Consider the following 15534-nt stretch of genomic DNA (forward strand, 5'->3'; position numbering starts at 1 on the left):
CTTGATCAGGTTGTGCGGTAAACCCGCTGCAGCAGCCAAAGGCTGATCCAGAGCCCGATCAGGTGGGCAAACAGCACCTGGGTGTTGCCCAGCACGGCCAGCATCTCGATCGAGGTGATCGGTAGACCGATCACTCGCCCGGCCACGCCAGGGGTCGACTGGATCTGGGCACCAAAGAAGCCGGGCACCTGCTGGGAGGCCTGCACAAACAGGCTGCCGGCCAGCGACTGATAGCCCAGCACCGCCAGGGTGATGCCGGCCAGGTCGGCCAGCACGCCCCGCTTGATCAGCCTCGAGGTTTCACCCTTGCTGGGCCGCACCGGCGAATTGAGGGCCCGGCCGCAGCGCACCACCAGCCAGCTCTGCCAGATGCACCAGAGCAGCAGCAGGAAGGCGATGGTGGTGAGCGAGATTCCAGGCCCCAGGCCGAGGGCGCGGGCTGAATTGGCCGCCAGGCGGCCGCCGATGTTGTTGAAAAGCAGCACCCCAACCACCACCACCCCCAGCACCACCTGGGACCAGAGCCGAATCCAGCCCAGGCGCCGCAATGCCGCGGCGATTAGCTGCAGGTCGAGGCGGTCAGCCATTCAGCCATCCAGATGGGTGAACCAAAGGTGCCATGGGAGGATCGATTTGGCTCCCGTTGCCTTTGGGTTCCGTAGCGTTGATACCCCTGCGATCCCCCCAGGAGGCCCTGCGCCCCACGGCCATCGCCCTCGGCAGCTTTGATGGCCTGCATCAGGGCCATCGCCGCGTCATCGCGGCGGTTACTGCTGCGGCTGCCAACGAAGCGGCGGCGATTCCCACGGTGGTGAGCTTTTGGCCCCATCCCCGCGAGGTGCTGCACGGCGAGGCGCGCTTACGGCTAGACCTGCCCGCTGAAAAGCTGCATCTGCTGGAGCCCCTGGGCATTGAGCAGCTGGTGCTGGTGCCCTTCAGCCGGGAGCTGGCCGCCCTCAGCCCCGAGGCCTTCGTGGAGCAGGTGCTGGTGGGCCAGCTGGCGGCCCAGCGGGTCGTCGTGGGTGACAACTTCCGCTTCGGGGCCGGCCGAAGTGGCGACACTCAGGCCTTGGCGGTGATTGGTGCCCGTCACGGCATCGAGGTTCAGGTGCTGCCGATGCTCTGGGATGGTGAGGAGCGGGTGAGCAGCAGCCGCATCCGCCGGGCCCTAGGGGCCGGAGATCTGGCGGAGGCCCGCCGCTTGCTGGAGCGTCCCTATCGCTTCAGCGGCCTGGTGGTGAGTGGCCGCGGGCTTGGTAAGCAACTCGGTTGGCCCACCGCCAACCTGCAGGTGGATGGCCGTAAGTTTTTGCCGCTGGAGGGGGTTTATGCAGCGACTGCGTCTGTGGAAGGTGGGGCCATGCTGCCGGCGGTGATGAACCTCGGCCCCCAGCCCACGGTGGATCCCACCGCCCCTTCGGCGGTGGAGGTGCACCTGCTCGATCGACAGCTGGAGCTTGAGGGATTGGAGCTGGTGGTGGAGCCCCTGCAACTGTTGCGCCGCCAGCAAACCTTCGCCAGCTTTGAGCAGCTCGCAGCCCAGATTGCCGCCGATGCCCAACTGGCCCGCGCCTTAAGCGCCGGGATAGGCGTGGGTGAGGCCCCAGCCAATGAAGGTTGCGATCCCGCCGAGCAGCAGAATCCCTGAAATCAGCACCAGCATCGGGCTGTCGGAATTGGCCCGATTTGGATTGCCTGGCTCGCCTGCCATTGGCCCACTGTGTGATGGATCCCACCCTAGACAGCTTCTCCAGCCCAGCTCGCGACCGGCTGCTCGATGCCAACCTCGATCGGGCTCGGGAGGGCTTGCGGGTGCTGGAAGATTGGGCCCGCTTTGGCCTCGATCGGGGCGATTTGGTGGTGCGCACCAAGGACATGCGCCAGCGGCTGGGCAGGTTGCATCGCGATGCCTACAAATTTGCGCGCCACACCGCTACCGATCCGGCCGCGGGCCTCGGCCATCCGGCCCAAGCGGAGCGATCGAGCCCCAGCGCCGTGGTGGGTGCCAACGCCGGCCGGGTGCAGGAGGCTTTGCGGGTGTTGGAGGAATTTGGGCGCAGCAGTGATCCCCTCCTGGCGGAGGAGGCCTCAGCTCTGCGCTATCTGCTCTACGACCTGGAAGTGGATTTGTTGCAGGCCTGTCGGCTGGCCGCTGCGGGCGGGGCGGGCCGCCGAGAGCTGCTGGCTAGCTGCCAGCTCTATTTAGTTACCTCGCCAGTGCCCGACCTGGAGGGGGTGGTGGCCGCCGCCCTGGGGGCCGGGGTACGCCTGGTGCAATACCGCGCCAAGGAGACCGCCGGTCTCGATGACCTGCAAAAACTCAGCCAGGCCCGGGCCCTGCGCCAACTCTGCGCCGCCCATGGCGCCCTGTTTTTGGTGAATGATCGAATTGATATTGCCCTGGCGGTGGAGGCCGATGGGGTGCACTTGGGCCAGGGGGATCTGCCGCCGGCGGTGGCGCGCCAGCTGCTGGGCCCCGATCGGTTAATTGGCCGCAGCACCCATGCCCTGGACCAGCTGCAGCAGGCGGTCAGCGATGGCTGCGACTACCTCGGAGTCGGCCCGGTGGAAGCCACCCCCACCAAGCCCGGCCGGGAGCCGGTGGGGCTCGATTACGTGCGCCAGGCCGCGGCGGTTAGTCCGCTCCCCTTCTTTGCCATCGGCGGGCTCGATGCCAGCAAGGTGGCGGCGGTGCGGGCTGCTGGAGCCCAGCGGATTGCGGTGGTGAGGGCGATCACCGAGGCGGTTGATCCAGCTGCCGCCACCGCCGAGCTGCTGGCAGCACTTGAGGTGCCGGCTTCGTGATCAGGCTGCAGGTAAACGGCGATCAGCGAGCCTGCTCAGCCGGGCTCAACTTGGAGCAGGCCCTGCTGGAACTGGGCTACAAGCCCCGCTTGGTGGTGGTGGAGTTCAACGGCACGATCCTGCCCAGACAGGCCTGGCCCACCCAGCCGGTGGTGGAATCCGATGTGCTGGAAGTGGTCACCATTGTGGGCGGTGGTTCCTAGATTCCGACTAATCGCTTCCAGCGCCTTGGCGCTTTCTACCCGTCTGGTTTTGCGGCGCTGCTTCAGCTTGTTGGCCGTGCCGATGTTGGTCCTGAGCCTGTTGGTGGTGCATCCCAGCCCCAGCTGGGCCGCCAGTGGCGGCCGCATCGGTGGCGGTAGCTTCCGCTCGGCCCCCTCGATGCCGAGGAGCTACGGCGGTGGTGGCTACCGAGGTGGTGGTGGCTATAACAGCGGCTACCGCGGTGGCTACGGGGGAGGGGGGATCGGCTTTCCCTTCCTGATTCCAATGTTTGGTTTCGGTGGTGGCGGCCTGTTCGGTTTCCTTGTGCTGATGGCCGTGGGAGGTCTGTTGCTCAACGCGGTGCGAGGTGGCGGTGGTGGCGGCCAGGGGCCAGCAATATCTGGCAGCCGCGGCGATCTGGTGGGCGGCGGCCGCCCCGATGGCCCGGTCACGATCAGCCAGCTGCAGGTTGGGCTGCTGGCATCGGCCCGCCAGCTTCAAACGGATCTGCGCCGTCTAGCTGGCAGCGCTGACACCAGCCATGCGGCGGGCCTCCAAGCCCTGCTTCAAGAGACCACCTTGGCCCTGCTGCGCCACCCCGACCTCTGGGTCTATGCCAATTCAGAGGTGGGTCAGGTGCCTTTTGCTAGTGCCGAATCCACCTTCAATCGCCTCTCGATGACGGAGCGCAGCAAGTTGCAGCGGGAGGTCACCACCAATGTGGGCGGCAAGCGCTTTAGCGATGACAGCGTGGCTGCGGGAGATAGCGATGCCAGTAGCGATTTCATCGCCGTCACCCTGCTGGTAGCAAGCCGCAGCCGGCTTGCTCTCAAGGGTTCGGGCAGTGCGGACCAGGTGCGTGATTCGCTGCAGCAGCTCGGCGCCGTCGGTGCCGCTGATCTGCTGGCGATCGAGGTGATCTGGCAGCCTGAAGGGGCCGGTGAAGTGCTGAGCACCGAAGAATTGCTGACGGCCTACCCCCAGCTCCAACACCTCTAGGACTGTTGTCCTGGTTCGAGTCCCAAACGGCGAGGGGAGATCGTTGCTTCTCCCCTTGCCCCTGCCTGGCTAGCTACCCACACTGCGTTGAGTGCCGGCTGGTTTCATGCTGCGTCGCTCGCCAACCTGGGTCAATACAGCGGTGCTGCTGCAGGCCATCGAGCGCTACGAGCAGGGACTTTTGCCCCGCTCGATGCAGCTCTGGATCCAAGCGGTGCTCGAGATTGAGCAGCCCGGTTCAACTCCCCTGCGTCCCGGCTGCTGAGCGCCCAAGCCCGCAGCCCAGGATCCGCAGGGCTGCCATGGCGGCGCCATAACCGTTGTCGATGTTCACCACCGTGAGCCCGGGGGCGCAACTAGCCAACATGCCGTGCAGGGCTGCCACGCCTCCGGCACTTACGCCGTAGCCCACAGCCACTGGCACTCCAATCACCGGCTGGGGCAGCAGCCCGGCCAGCACGGTGGGCAGGGCTCCCTCCATACCAGCGCAGGCGATCAGCACATCGGCATGACGCAGGTCTTCGAGGCGCTCCAGCAGCCGGTGCAGCCCCGCCACGCCCACATCCAGCACCAGTTCGGTGGCGATGCCATGGCAGGCCAGGGCCAGCTGGGCCTCGGCCGCCACCGGTAAATCGCTGGTGCCGCCGCTTAGCACCGCTACCCGACCCAGCCTTGATTCTGGGCTTGGTAGGAGCCCGGCGCTGAGACAGCGGGCCTGGGGATGGTGCTGCAGAAGCCAGGCCTCCCCTCTCTCCCCCCCTAGCAGTGCTGCCACGGCTTCTGCCTTCTCAGGGGAGACGCGGGTCACAAGCGCCAGCTCTCCTAAGCCATGCAACTCTTCCAGGATCCGGGCGATCTGCTCGGCACTTTTGTGCTCGCCCCAGATCGCCTCCACCATCCCCAGCCGCTGGCGGCGGCCAAGGTCGAGCCGATGCTCCGGGCTGCCGAGCACGTAGGTGGCCTGGTCTGCGCTGATGCGGCTCATGCCGGCAGCAGCTCACCTTCAAACACCAGCGGGAAGGGGTTGCCTTGCGATTGGCCGCTGGCCGCCTGGGCTAGCTGCTCGAAGCGCTCCTGCACCGCCTGCACCGCTTGCGGCGGAATCGCCTTCCAGTGCTCGCGATCGACCCAGCGGATCAGCAGGGTGCCCTCCTCGGTGAGGGGATCCCAGAGCAGCTGGCGATCGAGAAAGCCCTCCTGCTGGGCCAGCCAGGGTTCCCAGCTGCCCCGTTCCGCCTCAAGCCAGGCCTGGCGGCCCTCGGCCGGCACCTTCAGGCGCAGGTGTTCCACCACCACCACGTCGTAGGAGCCATCGGGCTCGGCAAAGGCCGCGTGCACCGGGCTGGCTTGGCTGGAGAGCAGCACCAGGGTCATCCCTAGAAGCAATATCGATCTCACAAACTTAGAAAAGCTGGACTGCCAGAGGCGGCTCACGGCTTTTGCAGCAGGACCACGGCGTGGCAGGAGATGCCCTCTTCGCGGCCTTCAGGCCCCAGCTGCTCGTTGGTAGTGGCTTTGACACCCACCTGATCGGCTGTCAGCCCCATGCGGGAGGCGATTGCAGAACACATCGCGGCGATGTGGGGCTTGAGCTTGGGCCGCTCGGCCACTAGCACTGAATCCACATTCACCACGCTCCAACCCCGCTCCATCACCAGGGCCACCACCTGCTCCAGCAGCTCCAGGCTGTCGGCCCCCTGCCACTGCGGGTCGTCCGGGGGGAAATAGAGGCCGATGTCACCCAGGGAAAGGGCCCCCAGCAGGGCGTCCATGATTGCGTGCACCAGCACGTCGGCATCGCTGTGGCCATCAAGCCCCAGGCCGGCGGGATGCTCCAGCCGCTGGCCGCCCAGGATCAGCGCCCGACCGGGCACCAGCCGGTGGATGTCGTAGCCATTGCCGATGCGCAGTTGCATGGAGTGGGGGTGCTTGGTCCCAGTCTCCCCTAGGGCTGGATCAACACCAAGACCCAATCTCACCCAGGCCCCAGCACCTGCAGCTGATTGCCCTCGCGGCCCAGCACGGTCACGGCCGCACCCGGGCTGAGAGCTTGGCTGCTGCCCAGGTTGACGGCGCTCCAGCTTTGGCCGTGCCAGCGCACCCGACCCGTTTCGCTGCCGTTGAAGCCACTGAGCACTGTGGCGTTTTCCGCTGGCGGCAGGCTGCGGTGGCGCTGCCGTGCCGACCAGCGCCGCAGACCCAGCACCCCCAGGCAGGTGAGGCCCGCCAGTAGCCCGAGCTGCAGCAGGGGCGGCAGGGGTAACCAGGCCGTCGCCACTGACAACACCAGAGCCACCACCGCCGCCGGCAGCAGGCCATCCACCTCAGCACCCGCCAGGGCAAGCAGCAGCAGGCCGGTGGCCAGCAGTAGCCAGAGGAGCGACACGGGAGCCATGGCGGCGCGGCGGGCGTGGGTGTGGTTCAGCCCGCCCATGCTGACTAGCGTTGGCATCTCCTGCTCGGATTCCCGCCGTGGAAGCTCTGCTCTCCCTGCCCGCCTTGGTGCTGATGGCCCTGCTGGGCGTTAGCAGCGTCAAGGTCACCAGCGGCGGCCAGTCGCGCCTAGTGGAGCGCCTTGGCAAATACGACCGCCAGCTGCAGCCGGGCCTGTCCCTGGTGCTGCCGGTGCTGGAGAAGGTGGTGAGCCATGAATCACTTAAGGAGCGGGTGCTCGACATCCCGCCCCAGCAGTGCATCACCCGCGACAACGTCGGTATCGAGGTGGATGCGGTTGTGTATTGGCAGCTGCTGGAGCACGCCCGCGCCTACTACGCCGTCGACAACCTGCAGGCGGCCATGGTGAATCTGGTGCTGACCCAGATCCGCGCCGAGATGGGCAAGCTCGACCTCGACCAAACCTTCACCACCCGCCAAGAGGTGAATGAGGTGCTGATGAAGGAGCTGGATCAGGCCACCGATCCCTGGGGTGTGAAGGTGACGCGGGTGGAGCTACGCGATATCCAGCCCTCCCGGGGCGTGCAGCAGGCGATGGAGCAGCAGATGACTGCTGAGCGGGAGAAGCGGGCGGCGATTTTGCGTTCGGAAGGGGAGCGCGACTCCCAGGTGAATGCGGCCCGGGGCCGGGCGGAGGCCCTGCTGCTGGATGCCGAAGCCCAGGCCAAGCAGCAGACCCTGCTGGCCCAGGCCAGGGCCGATGCGGCTAGTCGGCTGGCCGAGGCGATGCAGGCCAACCCTCAAGCAGCGGAGGCGATGCGTTTGTTGCTGGCCGGCGACTGGATGGCCATGGGCGAGCAGATGGCCCATGCGCCTGGAGGCAGTGTGCTGATGGTGGACCCCCAGAGCCCGGCAGCCCTACTCGCGGCGTTGCGGGGTCTGCAGCAGGGTCAGGGTTGAGGTGGCAGCGGCGGCGGTGGTAGCCCCCTATCACCAGAAGCCCAATCCCCAGCAGCCTCGAGCCTTACGGCAGTGCCGATGGCGCAAGCCATCAACATTCCACCCGCCTGTCCCAGCACCTCGTAGTCCACCCGCACCCCCACAACGGCATCGGCTCCCAGCAATCGAGCGCGCCTGCCTAGTTCCTGCAGTGCCATCTCCCGGGCCCGCTCCAGAGTGACCTCATAGGACCTAGCCCGCCCGCCGATTAGGTCGCGGATTGAGGCCAGGATGTCGCGGAAGATATTGGCGCCCAAAATGGTTTCGCCGTGCACCAGGCCAGGCCCATGTAGTGCCGTATCGGCTGGCCTTCAAGGCTGGAGGTGGTGCTGAGCAGCATCGGTGTTAAGGCAACCGGAGGCTTAGCCCAGTTTGCTGTTTCTACTGCTGGAGTTGCTGCTGCGCCTGCCAGCGCCCGAATAAATCCGGCCGGCGTTCGGCGGTGCGCTGCTGCTGCTGCTCAAAGCGCCAGCGGGCGATGGCACCATGGTCGCCGCTGCGCAGCACCGTCGGCACCTCCAGCTCCCGGAAGTTGGCGGGACGGGTGTAGTGGGGATGCTCGAGCAGTAGGGCGCTGTGGCTCTCCTCCTCGAGGCAGGCCTGGGTACCCACGGTGCCGGGCAGCAGCCGCACTACACCGTTGATGATCACCGCCGCCGGCAGCTCCCCGCCGGTGAGCACAAAGTCGCCGATCGACACCTCCTCATCGGCTAGGGAGCGGATGCGTTCATCGAATCCTTCGTAGTGGCCGCAGATCAGCACCAGCTGGTCGTAGCCGCTAGCCCAGCGGCGCAGATCGCTCTGCTGCAGGGGCTTGCCCTGGGGGCTCATCAGCAGCACCCGACGCCGCGGCAGCACCGGGATCGCCTCCACCGCCGCAAATACCGGCTCTGGTTTGAGCACCATGCCGGCGCCGCCGCCGTAGGGCTCGTCGTCGACTTTGCGGTATTTGTCGGTGGCGAAATCGCGGGGGTTGTGGGTGTGGAGCCCGGCGATGCCGGCAGCAAAGGCCCGGCCGATCACGCCCAGGCCCAGCAGTGGCGCAAAGGCCTCCGGTGCCAGGCTCACCACATCAAGGCGCATCAGCTCAGCTCGCGGGCACGGTGGGCCGGCTCACCCGGCGGATCTCGGAGCTGAAGCTGGCCCGGCCGGGGCTGCCATCAGCGCTGGTTTCCACCGTGGAGCGCAGTCTCAGATTGGGCTTGGTGAACCAGATTCGCTCGCGCACCTCCCGGCCATCACCTGGGATCACCAGCTCCAGGCTGCCGTCGGGCCAGAGCAGCCAGCGGCCCTGCTGCTCGCCGCTGCGGAAGCCACCTTCGGCGTCGAAGTGCAGCTGCTGCTGGGCCACCGCATCTTTCTGGCCCACTTGCAGGCCGCCCGCCCCACCAGCGGTCTCGGCCTCGAGAAAGGCCACCACCAGCTCGCCGCGGTCGCTTGTGTGCCAACCGTCGTCGTCGTCATCACCGGCATTTACCTCGCCGAGGGCGAACTGGCTGCGCAGGCCCATCCATTCGCCGGCGCAACAGCGCAGAAAGGCTCCGATTTCTTCGGGAGGAAATGGGGTGGTGTCGGGGCTGGGCTCGCTCATGGGAGTGATTCTCTCAGCCGCCTGCCCCGCCGTCGCCCATCCAGATCACCTGGTGGCCCTGCTGCTTCAGTCCGTCATGCAATTGAGCAGCGTCGACGACGAATCCAGGTTTGCCGAGGGAGGTTTTGAGCGCCAGTTTCCAGAGGCTCACCACGCTCTACAGCATGGGCAAGCGGAGGACCATGAGGGTGCCACGCAACGTTGCCGGTAGGCGCTCAGGGGCGATGGCCAGCCTGAGCAGCAGCTCGGCTTTGAGGTCGCAGTCCAGAACCGCAGACCCCTGAAGAAAGCCGAGCTCGCGTCGGCGAGGAGCCTCATCTACCGGCACCAGCCGCACCATGGCTTTGCCGGCACGCGCAATCACCACCTCCTCGCCATCGAGCGCTTGCTCGACATACCGGGAGAGATTGGTTTTGGCGTCGTGGAGGTTGACTTGCATTGCTTCGGCTAAGCCGGTAATGCGGCTAAGCAGGTGTTACTCCCCCCGGTAGCCCAGTTCGCTCAAGCGCGCGGCGCTGCGGCGCCAATTGGGCACCACCTTCACGAACAGCTCCAGATACACCGGCCCGTCGATCAATTTCTGCATCTGCTGGCGGGCGCCGCTGCCGATCTCCTTAAGCATGCGGCCCCCTTTGCCGATCAGGATCCCCTTCTGGCTGCTGCGCTCCACCAACACCGTGGCCAGCACGGCGGTGCGCGGCCCGTCGTCGACGATGCGCTCGATCTGCACCGCCACCGAGTGGGGAATCTCCTCGCGGGTCTGGTGCAACACCTGCTCGCGGATCAACTCCGCCAGCAGCAACTGCTCGGGCTGATCGCTCACCGCATCCGGTGGGTATAGGTGGGGACCCTCCGGTAGGTCGGCGGCGAGAGCTGCCACCAACTCGCTGGTACCCGCGCCGTTCAAGGCGCTCACCGGATGAAGGGGCCAGCCCGGCACCAGCTCGCGGTAGCTCTGGGTTAGCTCCTCGGTCCGGGCCGGATCCACCAGGTCATTTTTGTTGAGGGCTAGGTGCACAGGTGCGCGGCAGTGCTGCAACATCTCCACGATGAAGCCATCGCCCCGGCCAGCCGGCTCGCTGCCATCCACCAGCAGCAGCACCACATCCACTTCCCCGATGGCGCGGCGGGCGCTCTGCACCAGTCGCTCCCCCAGCAGGTGGTGGGGCTTGTGGATACCCGGCGTATCTAGCAGCACCAGCTGGGCTGTTTCGGTGGTGAGGATCGCCCGCAGCCGGTTGCGGGTGGTTTGGGCAACGGGCGAGGTGATCGCCACCTTTTCGCCCACCAGCTGGTTGAGCAGGGTGGATTTACCCACGTTTGGCCGGCCGATCAGCGCCACGAAGCCGGAGCGAAAGCCTTCAGGGCTCGTGGGTAGGGCCGGGATTGTCGTGGGAAACTCCATAACACCAGCCTGGCAGCCGGCAGGGCCACCCTTGCTGCCTCGGCAGAGTCCATAGGCTGGCTTTCTGGTTGTGCCCTATTCACCGCAATGACTGCTGCTGCCGAACCAACTTTTCAGCAGGCCATGGAGATCACGGCCCAGTGGCTGGCGTTGTGGGAGCACGGCGAACTCAGTGATGAAGTACTTGCCGACCGGGTGGCTGAGCTGGTTGCAAGCCGCGATGGTGCCCGGGGCTTTTTTGTTGTGAGCCTGGCCGGCGACTGCCCGCTGATGGACCGCCTGCCCGAAACCCTGCTGCTCCAGCTGCGGCTGGCAGGCGAGGGCGTCGTCGATCTCTCGGCCCGCAACCTGGCCATGAGTACGGCGATGGCCCTGCACCATCAACGTGCTGGCGATTCCAGCCAGCAGGGGGCTTCGGAGCGGGTGCAAGCCCGCTGCACCGAACTGCTGCGGAGCCTTGAGCCTCAGGCCGTTAAGGAGCGGCTGGAAATCCTGCTGGCGGCTACCGCCGGGCAGGGAGAAGACGTCGCCTTCCTAGATCGCTGGGGCTACGACGCCGAGCAGCGGAGCTCGATCGCCGCCGCAATCGAAGCTGTGGCTGAGGCCTGAACCAGGCCAAGATGACTTGATTGCCCCGCCGTCGCTTCTGCCCATGATTCGCCCCTTTCCATCCCGGGCGTTGCGCATCCTGGCCACGGGAATCGGTGCCGCCGCCCTGCTGGCCCCGGCGCCTGCCGGGGCGATTGAAACCATTAATTTGCGCCTGCCCCTGCTCGAGACAGGCTTCAGCATCAGGGTCGCTGAATTGCGCAGTCCGGAAGCATTGATTTCCGGCGACAGCGATCTGGCCGAGCTCGACCGTGCCACCCGAGGCGAGATTGGCCGCAGGCTTAAGGCCGTGGTGAACTCAAACCTGCCCCTCGAGATCAAGGCGGTTATTCGCCAGGCCCAGGGTTCACCGCTGCTTGATCAGGTGCTGCTGTTGGTCGGGGCCCTAGGCGACATCGATGGCTTGCCTGATCCGCTCGATCCGGCTCAGTTTGAGCAAGCCATGGAGCGGTCTGCCGCTAAGGGGGGCATCACCATGCTGGATGTGATCGAGCAGCTACCAGGCCAGAGCGTCACGGTGGAGCTGGGCCGGTTGGGATTTTCAATTCAGCGGTTTCGAGATCAACGCCGCTCGGCTGAAAAGCTGATTGCCTCCATCCCGGCTGTGGGCAGTGCTGGACCACTGCAGGAGGCAGGACGGCAGTCTGTTGCCCGCCAGGAATTAAAAATCGTCGTTGGCCATCGCCCGGAGCCGTTGGCTCTGGTGGTGCTCGAGCCAACCGGATCTGGAGCGGCGCCAAATCGACTGGTGGTGATTTCCCACGGGCTGTGGGATGACCCCAGCAACTTCGAGGGCTGGGCAGCCCACCTGGCTAGCCATGGCTACACCGTGGTGCTGCCCCGCCACCCAGGCAGCGATCAAAGCCAGCAGCGAGCCATGCTGGCCGGCAAGCAGCCGCCTCCTAGTCCTTCTGAGCTGGCCCTGCGGCCAAAAGATGTGTCGGCCGTGATCGATGCCGCCGCCCAGGGGCGGCTCGCCTTGCGCCGATCGGTGAACACCCAGGCGGTGCTGGTGGCAGGCCATTCCTGGGGGGCGACCACTGCGTTGCAGCTGGCTGGGGCCCGGCCCATCACCACCAAACTTCAGCAGCTTTGCGATGAGGTGCGCGACCCCTCCCGCAATCTCAGCTGGATATTGCAGTGCAACTTCGTTGGTTCGGCGGATAGTGCCGCTTTGGTAGACCCCCGGGTGGCTGCTGCCATTGCGGTGAGTCCGCCGATGCGCTTGCTATTTGATGTCGATTCCGCCGGCAGCATGAAGGCGAAGGTGCTGGTGATCAGCGGTAGCCGCGACTGGGTGGTTCCGCCCGGGCCCGAGGCGATCGAGCCGATGGCCAGGGCCACCCGGGGCGGCGCCAGTGGCCATCGCCTGGTTCTGGCTGAGAATGCCGATCACTTCAATTTGCGTTCGCCTAGGGGCGAGTCCGGGGGGGCCTTGCGGGCCCTGCTGCTGGCTTGGTTTAACTCTGCTGCTCGCTTAAGCCCAGGTAACCCGCCTGAATTGCCGCTTGCTGGTTGGGGCAGTGCAACCCATCCGCTGCGGGACGTGACATCGGCGTTGCCCAAGCCACCGTCGAAGCCACCGTCCAAGCCACAGGCTCAGCCATAAAAAAAGCGCCCCTTTGGGGGCGCTGAAGTTGCTGGATTGAAGCTCAGTCGCGACGGCCACCGCCCTGGAGGGCAATGATCAAGCGCAAGATGAAGATAAATAGGTTGATGTAGGTGAGATACATCCCCAAGGCGCCGGCCAAGTATTGGTCGTCGCTGTAGGTGCGAGGCATCGTGTAGAAGTCGACGAAGGCTGCGCCTACGAACAGCACCGTGCCGAAACCTGCAATCAGCAGTTCGAAGGTGCCGCCGCTGAAAACGCCTGGGGCAAAAATGCCACCGATGATCTGCACGACCATGGCGATCAGCAGGCCGAGGATGCCCAGACCCACTACGCCGCTCAGGGCTTGGCCGATGTTGTCGCTCATGCGGCGACCCACCACTGAGGCCACCACAAAAGTGATGCCCGTAGCCAGGGTGGCTGTGCCGATGGCGCCTACACCAGCGGCACTTACGGCGTAGGCAACGATGCCACTGAGGGTGAAGCCGGTGATCAGGCTGTAGGCCGTCAGCAGCGGCAGGGCAGTGTTGTTTTTGCCCTTCAGGGCCACATTCTGGGCCACGAAGAACAGGATGAAGTTGCCGATCAGGGCCACCCAGAACAGGGGCATGAACAGGGCTGGGCTGCTGGCCATCAGGGCCAGGCCTCCCATCACCCCACCGGCGGTGAGCACCATGCCGCCGCCCACATAGGGCAGGGCCTTGTTGACCACATTGGGGCCCACTAGGGCGCTTGATTGGGCCTCACGAATGGCCTGTTGAAAATTGCTGCTGGCCGGCATGGCGCACCAGTGGATTCGAAGTTTCTATATCCTGCCAGCGATCTGTAGGCAACGGGAGGCCCTGCTGGCTGCCGTTGGTGCGGATCTCCCTATCGGGATGGGCTTAGGTTTGGCTCCTGGGCTTCAGGAATCGCCACCGACCTGGTTGTTTGAGCTAGGCCAGAGCCCAGCCGCGAGCACCGCAACGCCGGTGCCGATGAATGATTCAGCCAAGCGCAGCAGGGCATTTAGCCCCGGACTCAGCTTCGGATCCAGGCTGCCGGTGACCATCACAACGATCACGGTGATCGCTGCCAGGCGGCCATGGCTGGGCACATTGATTGCTGCGCAGAGCGCAACCGTGGCGAAGATTGCCACGGCCATGCCCAGTGGGTGAAAGGGAAGCAGCGTCAGGTAGATGGCACTGGTGCCGGCGCCTATGGCTGAACCCAAAATTCGCAGCGAGGCTGAGGAGGTTGTCTCCCTGCGGGTGGCCTGGGTTACCACGATCGCGGAGATCGCCGACCAAAGCCCGCCGATCTTGGGTAGGTAGCCCGGGAACAGATTTGTGAACCAGTAGCCGAGTAAATAAGCCACCAAAGCCGCTATGGCGATCTCCGCGGGGATGCGCAGGCGCTCTGCTTTGTTCATGGTTCAGGCTCACTGCACGGGCTATCGAATCGCCTTTTAACGGCAGGCGCCAGCTTGGTGGCATCGCGATCGGCATAGGCCTCCACCAGTCGCTGCACTAGCGGGTGGCGCACCACGTCAGCCGCGGTGAGCTCGCAGATCGCCACCCCCTCCACCCCCTGCAGCACCTGGGCAGCTTCCTTCAGGCCGCTCTTTACCCCATAGGGCAGGTCCACCTGGGTGGGATCGCCAGTTACCACCATGCGGGAGTGTTCCCCCAGCCGGGTAAGCACCATCCGCATCTGGGCGGTGGTGGTGTTTTGGGCTTCGTCGAGGATCACAAAGGCGTCGGCCAGGGTGCGGCCGCGCATGTAAGCAAGAGGGGCCACTTCAATCACCCCTTTTTCCAGCAGGGCACTGGTGCGCTCGGTGCCAAGCAGGGCGTGCAGGGCGTCGTAGAGGGGGCGCAGGTAGGGATCAACTTTCTGCTGCAGATCGCCCGGTAAAAACCCGAGCCGTTCGCCCGCCTCAACCGCCGGGCGAGTGAGCACCAACCGCTCGACCTTGCGCTCGGTGAGCATGCGCACCGCCTGAACGGCGGCCAGAAAGGTTTTGCCAGTGCCCGCCGGGCCGAGGGCAATGGTGAGGTCGTGGCGCTCCATAGCTTCCACATAGGACTGCTGGCGCAGGGTGCGCGGGCGCAGCAATTTGCCATTCTGGCTACGGGCCAGCACTTGGCGCCCCATTTGCTGATGCTCCGCGCTCCTGCCGGTGTCGAGGGCCTGCAGGGCTACCCGCATATCTACTTGGGTGATGGCTTGGCCTTCCTGCCACAGGGGGCGAAGCAATTCCACCAACGCCGCAGCTCTCTCCATCTGGCTGGGAGGTGCCTGAATGACCAAATCCAGCCCCCGCAGCACTAGCGAAGCTCCGGTGAGGGCTTCGAGTTGGCGCAGGGTGGATGATTCGGCGTCACCTGCCAGGGCTAGAGCCGCGGCAGGATTGGGCAGGGGAATGGCAAAGCTTGTAGGCCCCTTTGGCTCTGCCATGGGGCGAAAGCTCAAGCTTCGGCGGTAGCGGCGGCTTCCGTAGTTGCTTCGTCGGCACTGGCGGCTTCAGCAGCAGCAGCTTCGGCAGCTGCTTTGGCTTCGGCGGCAGCAGCAGCTTCGGCAGCCTTGGCCTCAGCTGCTTCCTTGACAGCCTGTTTGGCTGCAGCTTCGCGGGCATCAGCCTGCTTTTGCTTGCCAACAACCTCGGCGGGGCGCACTGTCTTCTCGATCAGACCACCCTTCTCCAGCAAGGAGCGCACCGTGTCGGTGGGTTGGGCCCCCTGGCCCAGGCGAGTGCGGATCGCCTCGGTGTCCAGACGGGTCTCTTTGGTACGGGGGTTGTAGAAGCCCAGCTCCTCAAGCGGACGTCCGTCGCGGCGAGAGGTGCTGTTAGTGGCAACAAGGCGGAAACTCGCTTCCCGCTTCTTTCCAAACCGCTTCAGGCGGAGCTTGATCATCGTGGCCTTGCGCTAGGTGTCC

The 15534-nt window shown here is 65.6% G+C and carries 22 protein-coding genes and 1 pseudogene; 8 read left to right on the forward strand and 15 right to left on the reverse strand.

Going from position 1 to position 15534, the window contains the following annotated elements:
• Nucleotides 1-5 precede the first annotated feature (5 nt).
• On the reverse strand, nucleotides 6-587 hold the full coding sequence (locus KBY72_RS07575) for a DUF3611 family protein (RefSeq protein WP_254959717.1): 582 nt from the start codon (nucleotides 585-587) through the stop codon (nucleotides 6-8).
• 77 nt (nucleotides 588-664) lie between these two features.
• Between KBY72_RS07575 and KBY72_RS07580 the strand changes: the two genes are divergently transcribed.
• From KBY72_RS07580 to KBY72_RS07600, 5 genes are all read left to right on the forward strand, one after another.
• Complete coding sequence (locus KBY72_RS07580; protein WP_396121793.1) at nucleotides 665-1648, forward strand: bifunctional riboflavin kinase/FAD synthetase; 984 nt, start codon at nucleotides 665-667, stop codon at nucleotides 1646-1648.
• Nucleotides 1649-1725: 77 nt separating this feature from the next.
• Entirely contained in the window at nucleotides 1726-2805 is a 1080-nt protein-coding gene (locus KBY72_RS07585) for a thiamine phosphate synthase (RefSeq protein WP_254959715.1), read from the forward strand.
• Nucleotides 2805-3008 (forward strand): sulfur carrier protein ThiS, encoded by a 204-nt coding sequence (gene thiS / locus KBY72_RS07590; protein WP_254937815.1) that lies wholly within the window; start codon nucleotides 2805-2807, stop codon nucleotides 3006-3008. Before KBY72_RS07585 ends, thiS begins: the two co-directional genes overlap by 1 nt.
• Nucleotides 3009-3018: 10 nt before the next feature.
• On the forward strand, nucleotides 3019-4008 hold the full coding sequence (locus tag KBY72_RS07595; RefSeq protein WP_396121792.1) for a DUF1517 domain-containing protein: 990 nt from the start codon (nucleotides 3019-3021) through the stop codon (nucleotides 4006-4008).
• A 106-nt stretch (nucleotides 4009-4114) separates the two neighbouring features.
• A complete protein-coding gene (locus KBY72_RS07600) occupies nucleotides 4115-4273 on the forward strand; it encodes a hypothetical protein (RefSeq protein ID WP_254937779.1) in 159 nt (52 codons plus the stop codon).
• On the opposite strand, the gene larB is transcribed toward KBY72_RS07600, so the two are convergent.
• Genes larB through KBY72_RS07620 form a run of 4 tightly spaced genes read right to left on the reverse strand, consistent with a single transcriptional unit; the run spans nucleotide 4247 to nucleotide 6460 of the window.
• A complete protein-coding gene (gene larB / locus KBY72_RS07605) occupies nucleotides 4247-4993 on the reverse strand; it encodes a nickel pincer cofactor biosynthesis protein LarB (protein WP_254959714.1) in 747 nt (248 codons plus the stop codon). The genes KBY72_RS07600 and larB overlap by 27 nt on opposite strands.
• Nucleotides 4990-5382 carry a TIGR03792 family protein gene (locus KBY72_RS07610; RefSeq protein ID WP_254959713.1) on the reverse strand — a complete coding sequence of 131 codons (393 nt, stop codon included), beginning with the start codon at nucleotides 5380-5382 and terminating at the stop codon, nucleotides 4990-4992. The genes larB and KBY72_RS07610 overlap by 4 nt, the downstream gene beginning before the upstream one ends.
• 56 nt (nucleotides 5383-5438) lie before the next feature.
• The gene (gene ispF / locus KBY72_RS07615) at nucleotides 5439-5924 is read right to left on the reverse strand and encodes a 2-C-methyl-D-erythritol 2,4-cyclodiphosphate synthase (RefSeq protein WP_106502222.1); all 486 of its coding nucleotides are present in this window, start codon (nucleotides 5922-5924) and stop codon (nucleotides 5439-5441) included.
• A gap of 59 nt (nucleotides 5925-5983) precedes the next feature.
• Nucleotides 5984-6460 (reverse strand): NfeD family protein, encoded by a 477-nt coding sequence (locus KBY72_RS07620; RefSeq protein ID WP_254959712.1) that lies wholly within the window; start codon nucleotides 6458-6460, stop codon nucleotides 5984-5986.
• Between the two features lie 20 nt (nucleotides 6461-6480).
• Here KBY72_RS07620 and KBY72_RS07625 point away from each other — a divergent pair, with 20 nt between their 5' ends.
• A complete protein-coding gene (locus tag KBY72_RS07625) occupies nucleotides 6481-7362 on the forward strand; it encodes an SPFH domain-containing protein (protein ID WP_254959711.1) in 882 nt (293 codons plus the stop codon).
• Here KBY72_RS07625 and KBY72_RS07630 read toward each other — a convergent pair.
• The 6 genes and pseudogenes from KBY72_RS07630 to era all read right to left on the reverse strand — a co-directional run bounded on the left by KBY72_RS07630 (nucleotide 7353) and on the right by era (nucleotide 10397).
• Nucleotides 7353-7741 (reverse strand): annotated as a pseudogene (locus KBY72_RS07630) (heavy metal-binding domain-containing protein). The gene KBY72_RS07625 and the pseudogene KBY72_RS07630 overlap by 10 nt on opposite strands.
• A gap of 41 nt (nucleotides 7742-7782) precedes the next feature.
• Nucleotides 7783-8484 (reverse strand): tRNA (guanosine(37)-N1)-methyltransferase TrmD, encoded by a 702-nt coding sequence (gene trmD, locus KBY72_RS07635; RefSeq protein ID WP_254959710.1) that lies wholly within the window; start codon nucleotides 8482-8484, stop codon nucleotides 7783-7785.
• A gap of 4 nt (nucleotides 8485-8488) precedes the next feature.
• Nucleotides 8489-8992, reverse strand: coding sequence for a phycobiliprotein lyase (locus KBY72_RS07640; RefSeq protein WP_254959708.1), 504 nt, complete (start codon nucleotides 8990-8992; stop codon nucleotides 8489-8491).
• A gap of 13 nt (nucleotides 8993-9005) precedes the next feature.
• Entirely contained in the window at nucleotides 9006-9143 is a 138-nt protein-coding gene (locus tag KBY72_RS07645; RefSeq protein WP_254959707.1) for a hypothetical protein, read from the reverse strand.
• Between the two features lie 6 nt (nucleotides 9144-9149).
• Nucleotides 9150-9431 carry a type II toxin-antitoxin system Phd/YefM family antitoxin gene (locus KBY72_RS07650; protein WP_254959706.1) on the reverse strand — a complete coding sequence of 94 codons (282 nt, stop codon included), beginning with the start codon at nucleotides 9429-9431 and terminating at the stop codon, nucleotides 9150-9152.
• A 36-nt stretch (nucleotides 9432-9467) separates the two neighbouring features.
• The gene (era, locus tag KBY72_RS07655; RefSeq protein WP_254959704.1) at nucleotides 9468-10397 is read right to left on the reverse strand and encodes a GTPase Era; all 930 of its coding nucleotides are present in this window, start codon (nucleotides 10395-10397) and stop codon (nucleotides 9468-9470) included.
• Between the two features lie 87 nt (nucleotides 10398-10484).
• On the opposite strand from era, the gene KBY72_RS07660 reads away from it, so the two are divergent.
• A complete protein-coding gene (locus tag KBY72_RS07660; RefSeq protein ID WP_254959702.1) occupies nucleotides 10485-11006 on the forward strand; it encodes a hypothetical protein in 522 nt (173 codons plus the stop codon).
• Nucleotides 11007-11049: 43 nt separating this feature from the next.
• Nucleotides 11050-12615, forward strand: coding sequence for an alpha/beta hydrolase family protein (locus KBY72_RS07665; RefSeq protein ID WP_254993344.1), 1566 nt, complete (start codon nucleotides 11050-11052; stop codon nucleotides 12613-12615).
• A gap of 43 nt (nucleotides 12616-12658) precedes the next feature.
• Here the strand turns inward: KBY72_RS07665 and KBY72_RS07670 are convergent, their stop codons facing one another.
• The 4 genes from KBY72_RS07670 to rpsP form a co-directional block, all read right to left on the reverse strand.
• On the reverse strand, nucleotides 12659-13396 hold the full coding sequence (locus KBY72_RS07670) for a Bax inhibitor-1 family protein (protein ID WP_254959698.1): 738 nt from the start codon (nucleotides 13394-13396) through the stop codon (nucleotides 12659-12661).
• A gap of 123 nt (nucleotides 13397-13519) precedes the next feature.
• Nucleotides 13520-14026, reverse strand: a complete 507-nt coding sequence (locus tag KBY72_RS07675) for an FUSC family protein (protein WP_254959697.1) — start codon at nucleotides 14024-14026, stop codon at nucleotides 13520-13522.
• Nucleotides 14023-15054, reverse strand: coding sequence for a PhoH family protein (locus KBY72_RS07680; protein ID WP_254959695.1), 1032 nt, complete (start codon nucleotides 15052-15054; stop codon nucleotides 14023-14025). The genes KBY72_RS07675 and KBY72_RS07680 overlap by 4 nt, the downstream gene beginning before the upstream one ends.
• An 11-nt stretch (nucleotides 15055-15065) precedes the next feature.
• Nucleotides 15066-15512 carry a 30S ribosomal protein S16 gene (rpsP, locus tag KBY72_RS07685; protein ID WP_254942146.1) on the reverse strand — a complete coding sequence of 149 codons (447 nt, stop codon included), beginning with the start codon at nucleotides 15510-15512 and terminating at the stop codon, nucleotides 15066-15068.
• Nucleotides 15513-15534 lie beyond the last annotated feature (22 nt).

The sequence above is a fragment of the Cyanobium sp. BA5m-21 genome, assembly GCF_024346235.1.
GTDB lineage: Bacteria > Cyanobacteriota > Cyanobacteriia > PCC-6307 > Cyanobiaceae > Cyanobium_A > Cyanobium_A usitatum.

Bases quoted from the DNA above. Each gene is read 5' to 3' on its own strand.
- KBY72_RS07600 (WP_254937779.1), top strand. From the start codon at position 4,115: ATGCTGCGTCGCTCGCCAACCTGGGTCAATACAGCGGTGCTGCTGCAG.
- larB (WP_254959714.1), bottom strand. From the start codon at position 4,993: ATGAGCCGCATCAGCGCAGACCAGGCCACCTACGTGCTCGGCAGCCCG.
- era (WP_254959704.1), bottom strand. From the start codon at position 10,397: ATGGAGTTTCCCACGACAATCCCGGCCCTACCCACGAGCCCTGAAGGC.
- KBY72_RS07670 (WP_254959698.1), bottom strand. From the start codon at position 13,396: ATGCCGGCCAGCAGCAATTTTCAACAGGCCATTCGTGAGGCCCAATCA.
- KBY72_RS07610 (WP_254959713.1), bottom strand. From the start codon at position 5,382: ATGACCCTGGTGCTGCTCTCCAGCCAAGCCAGCCCGGTGCACGCGGCC.
- KBY72_RS07660 (WP_254959702.1), top strand. From the start codon at position 10,485: ATGACTGCTGCTGCCGAACCAACTTTTCAGCAGGCCATGGAGATCACG.
- KBY72_RS07680 (WP_254959695.1), bottom strand. From the start codon at position 15,054: ATGGCAGAGCCAAAGGGGCCTACAAGCTTTGCCATTCCCCTGCCCAAT.
- rpsP (WP_254942146.1), bottom strand. From the start codon at position 15,512: ATGATCAAGCTCCGCCTGAAGCGGTTTGGAAAGAAGCGGGAAGCGAGT.
- KBY72_RS07665 (WP_254993344.1), top strand. From the start codon at position 11,050: ATGATTCGCCCCTTTCCATCCCGGGCGTTGCGCATCCTGGCCACGGGA.
- ispF (WP_106502222.1), bottom strand. From the start codon at position 5,924: ATGCAACTGCGCATCGGCAATGGCTACGACATCCACCGGCTGGTGCCC.
- KBY72_RS07620 (WP_254959712.1), bottom strand. From the start codon at position 6,460: ATGCCAACGCTAGTCAGCATGGGCGGGCTGAACCACACCCACGCCCGC.
- trmD (WP_254959710.1), bottom strand. From the start codon at position 8,484: ATGCGCCTTGATGTGGTGAGCCTGGCACCGGAGGCCTTTGCGCCACTG.
- KBY72_RS07650 (WP_254959706.1), bottom strand. From the start codon at position 9,431: ATGCAAGTCAACCTCCACGACGCCAAAACCAATCTCTCCCGGTATGTC.
- KBY72_RS07675 (WP_254959697.1), bottom strand. From the start codon at position 14,026: ATGAACAAAGCAGAGCGCCTGCGCATCCCCGCGGAGATCGCCATAGCG.
- KBY72_RS07640 (WP_254959708.1), bottom strand. From the start codon at position 8,992: ATGAGCGAGCCCAGCCCCGACACCACCCCATTTCCTCCCGAAGAAATC.
- KBY72_RS07575 (WP_254959717.1), bottom strand. From the start codon at position 587: ATGGCTGACCGCCTCGACCTGCAGCTAATCGCCGCGGCATTGCGGCGC.
- KBY72_RS07585 (WP_254959715.1), top strand. From the start codon at position 1,726: ATGGATCCCACCCTAGACAGCTTCTCCAGCCCAGCTCGCGACCGGCTG.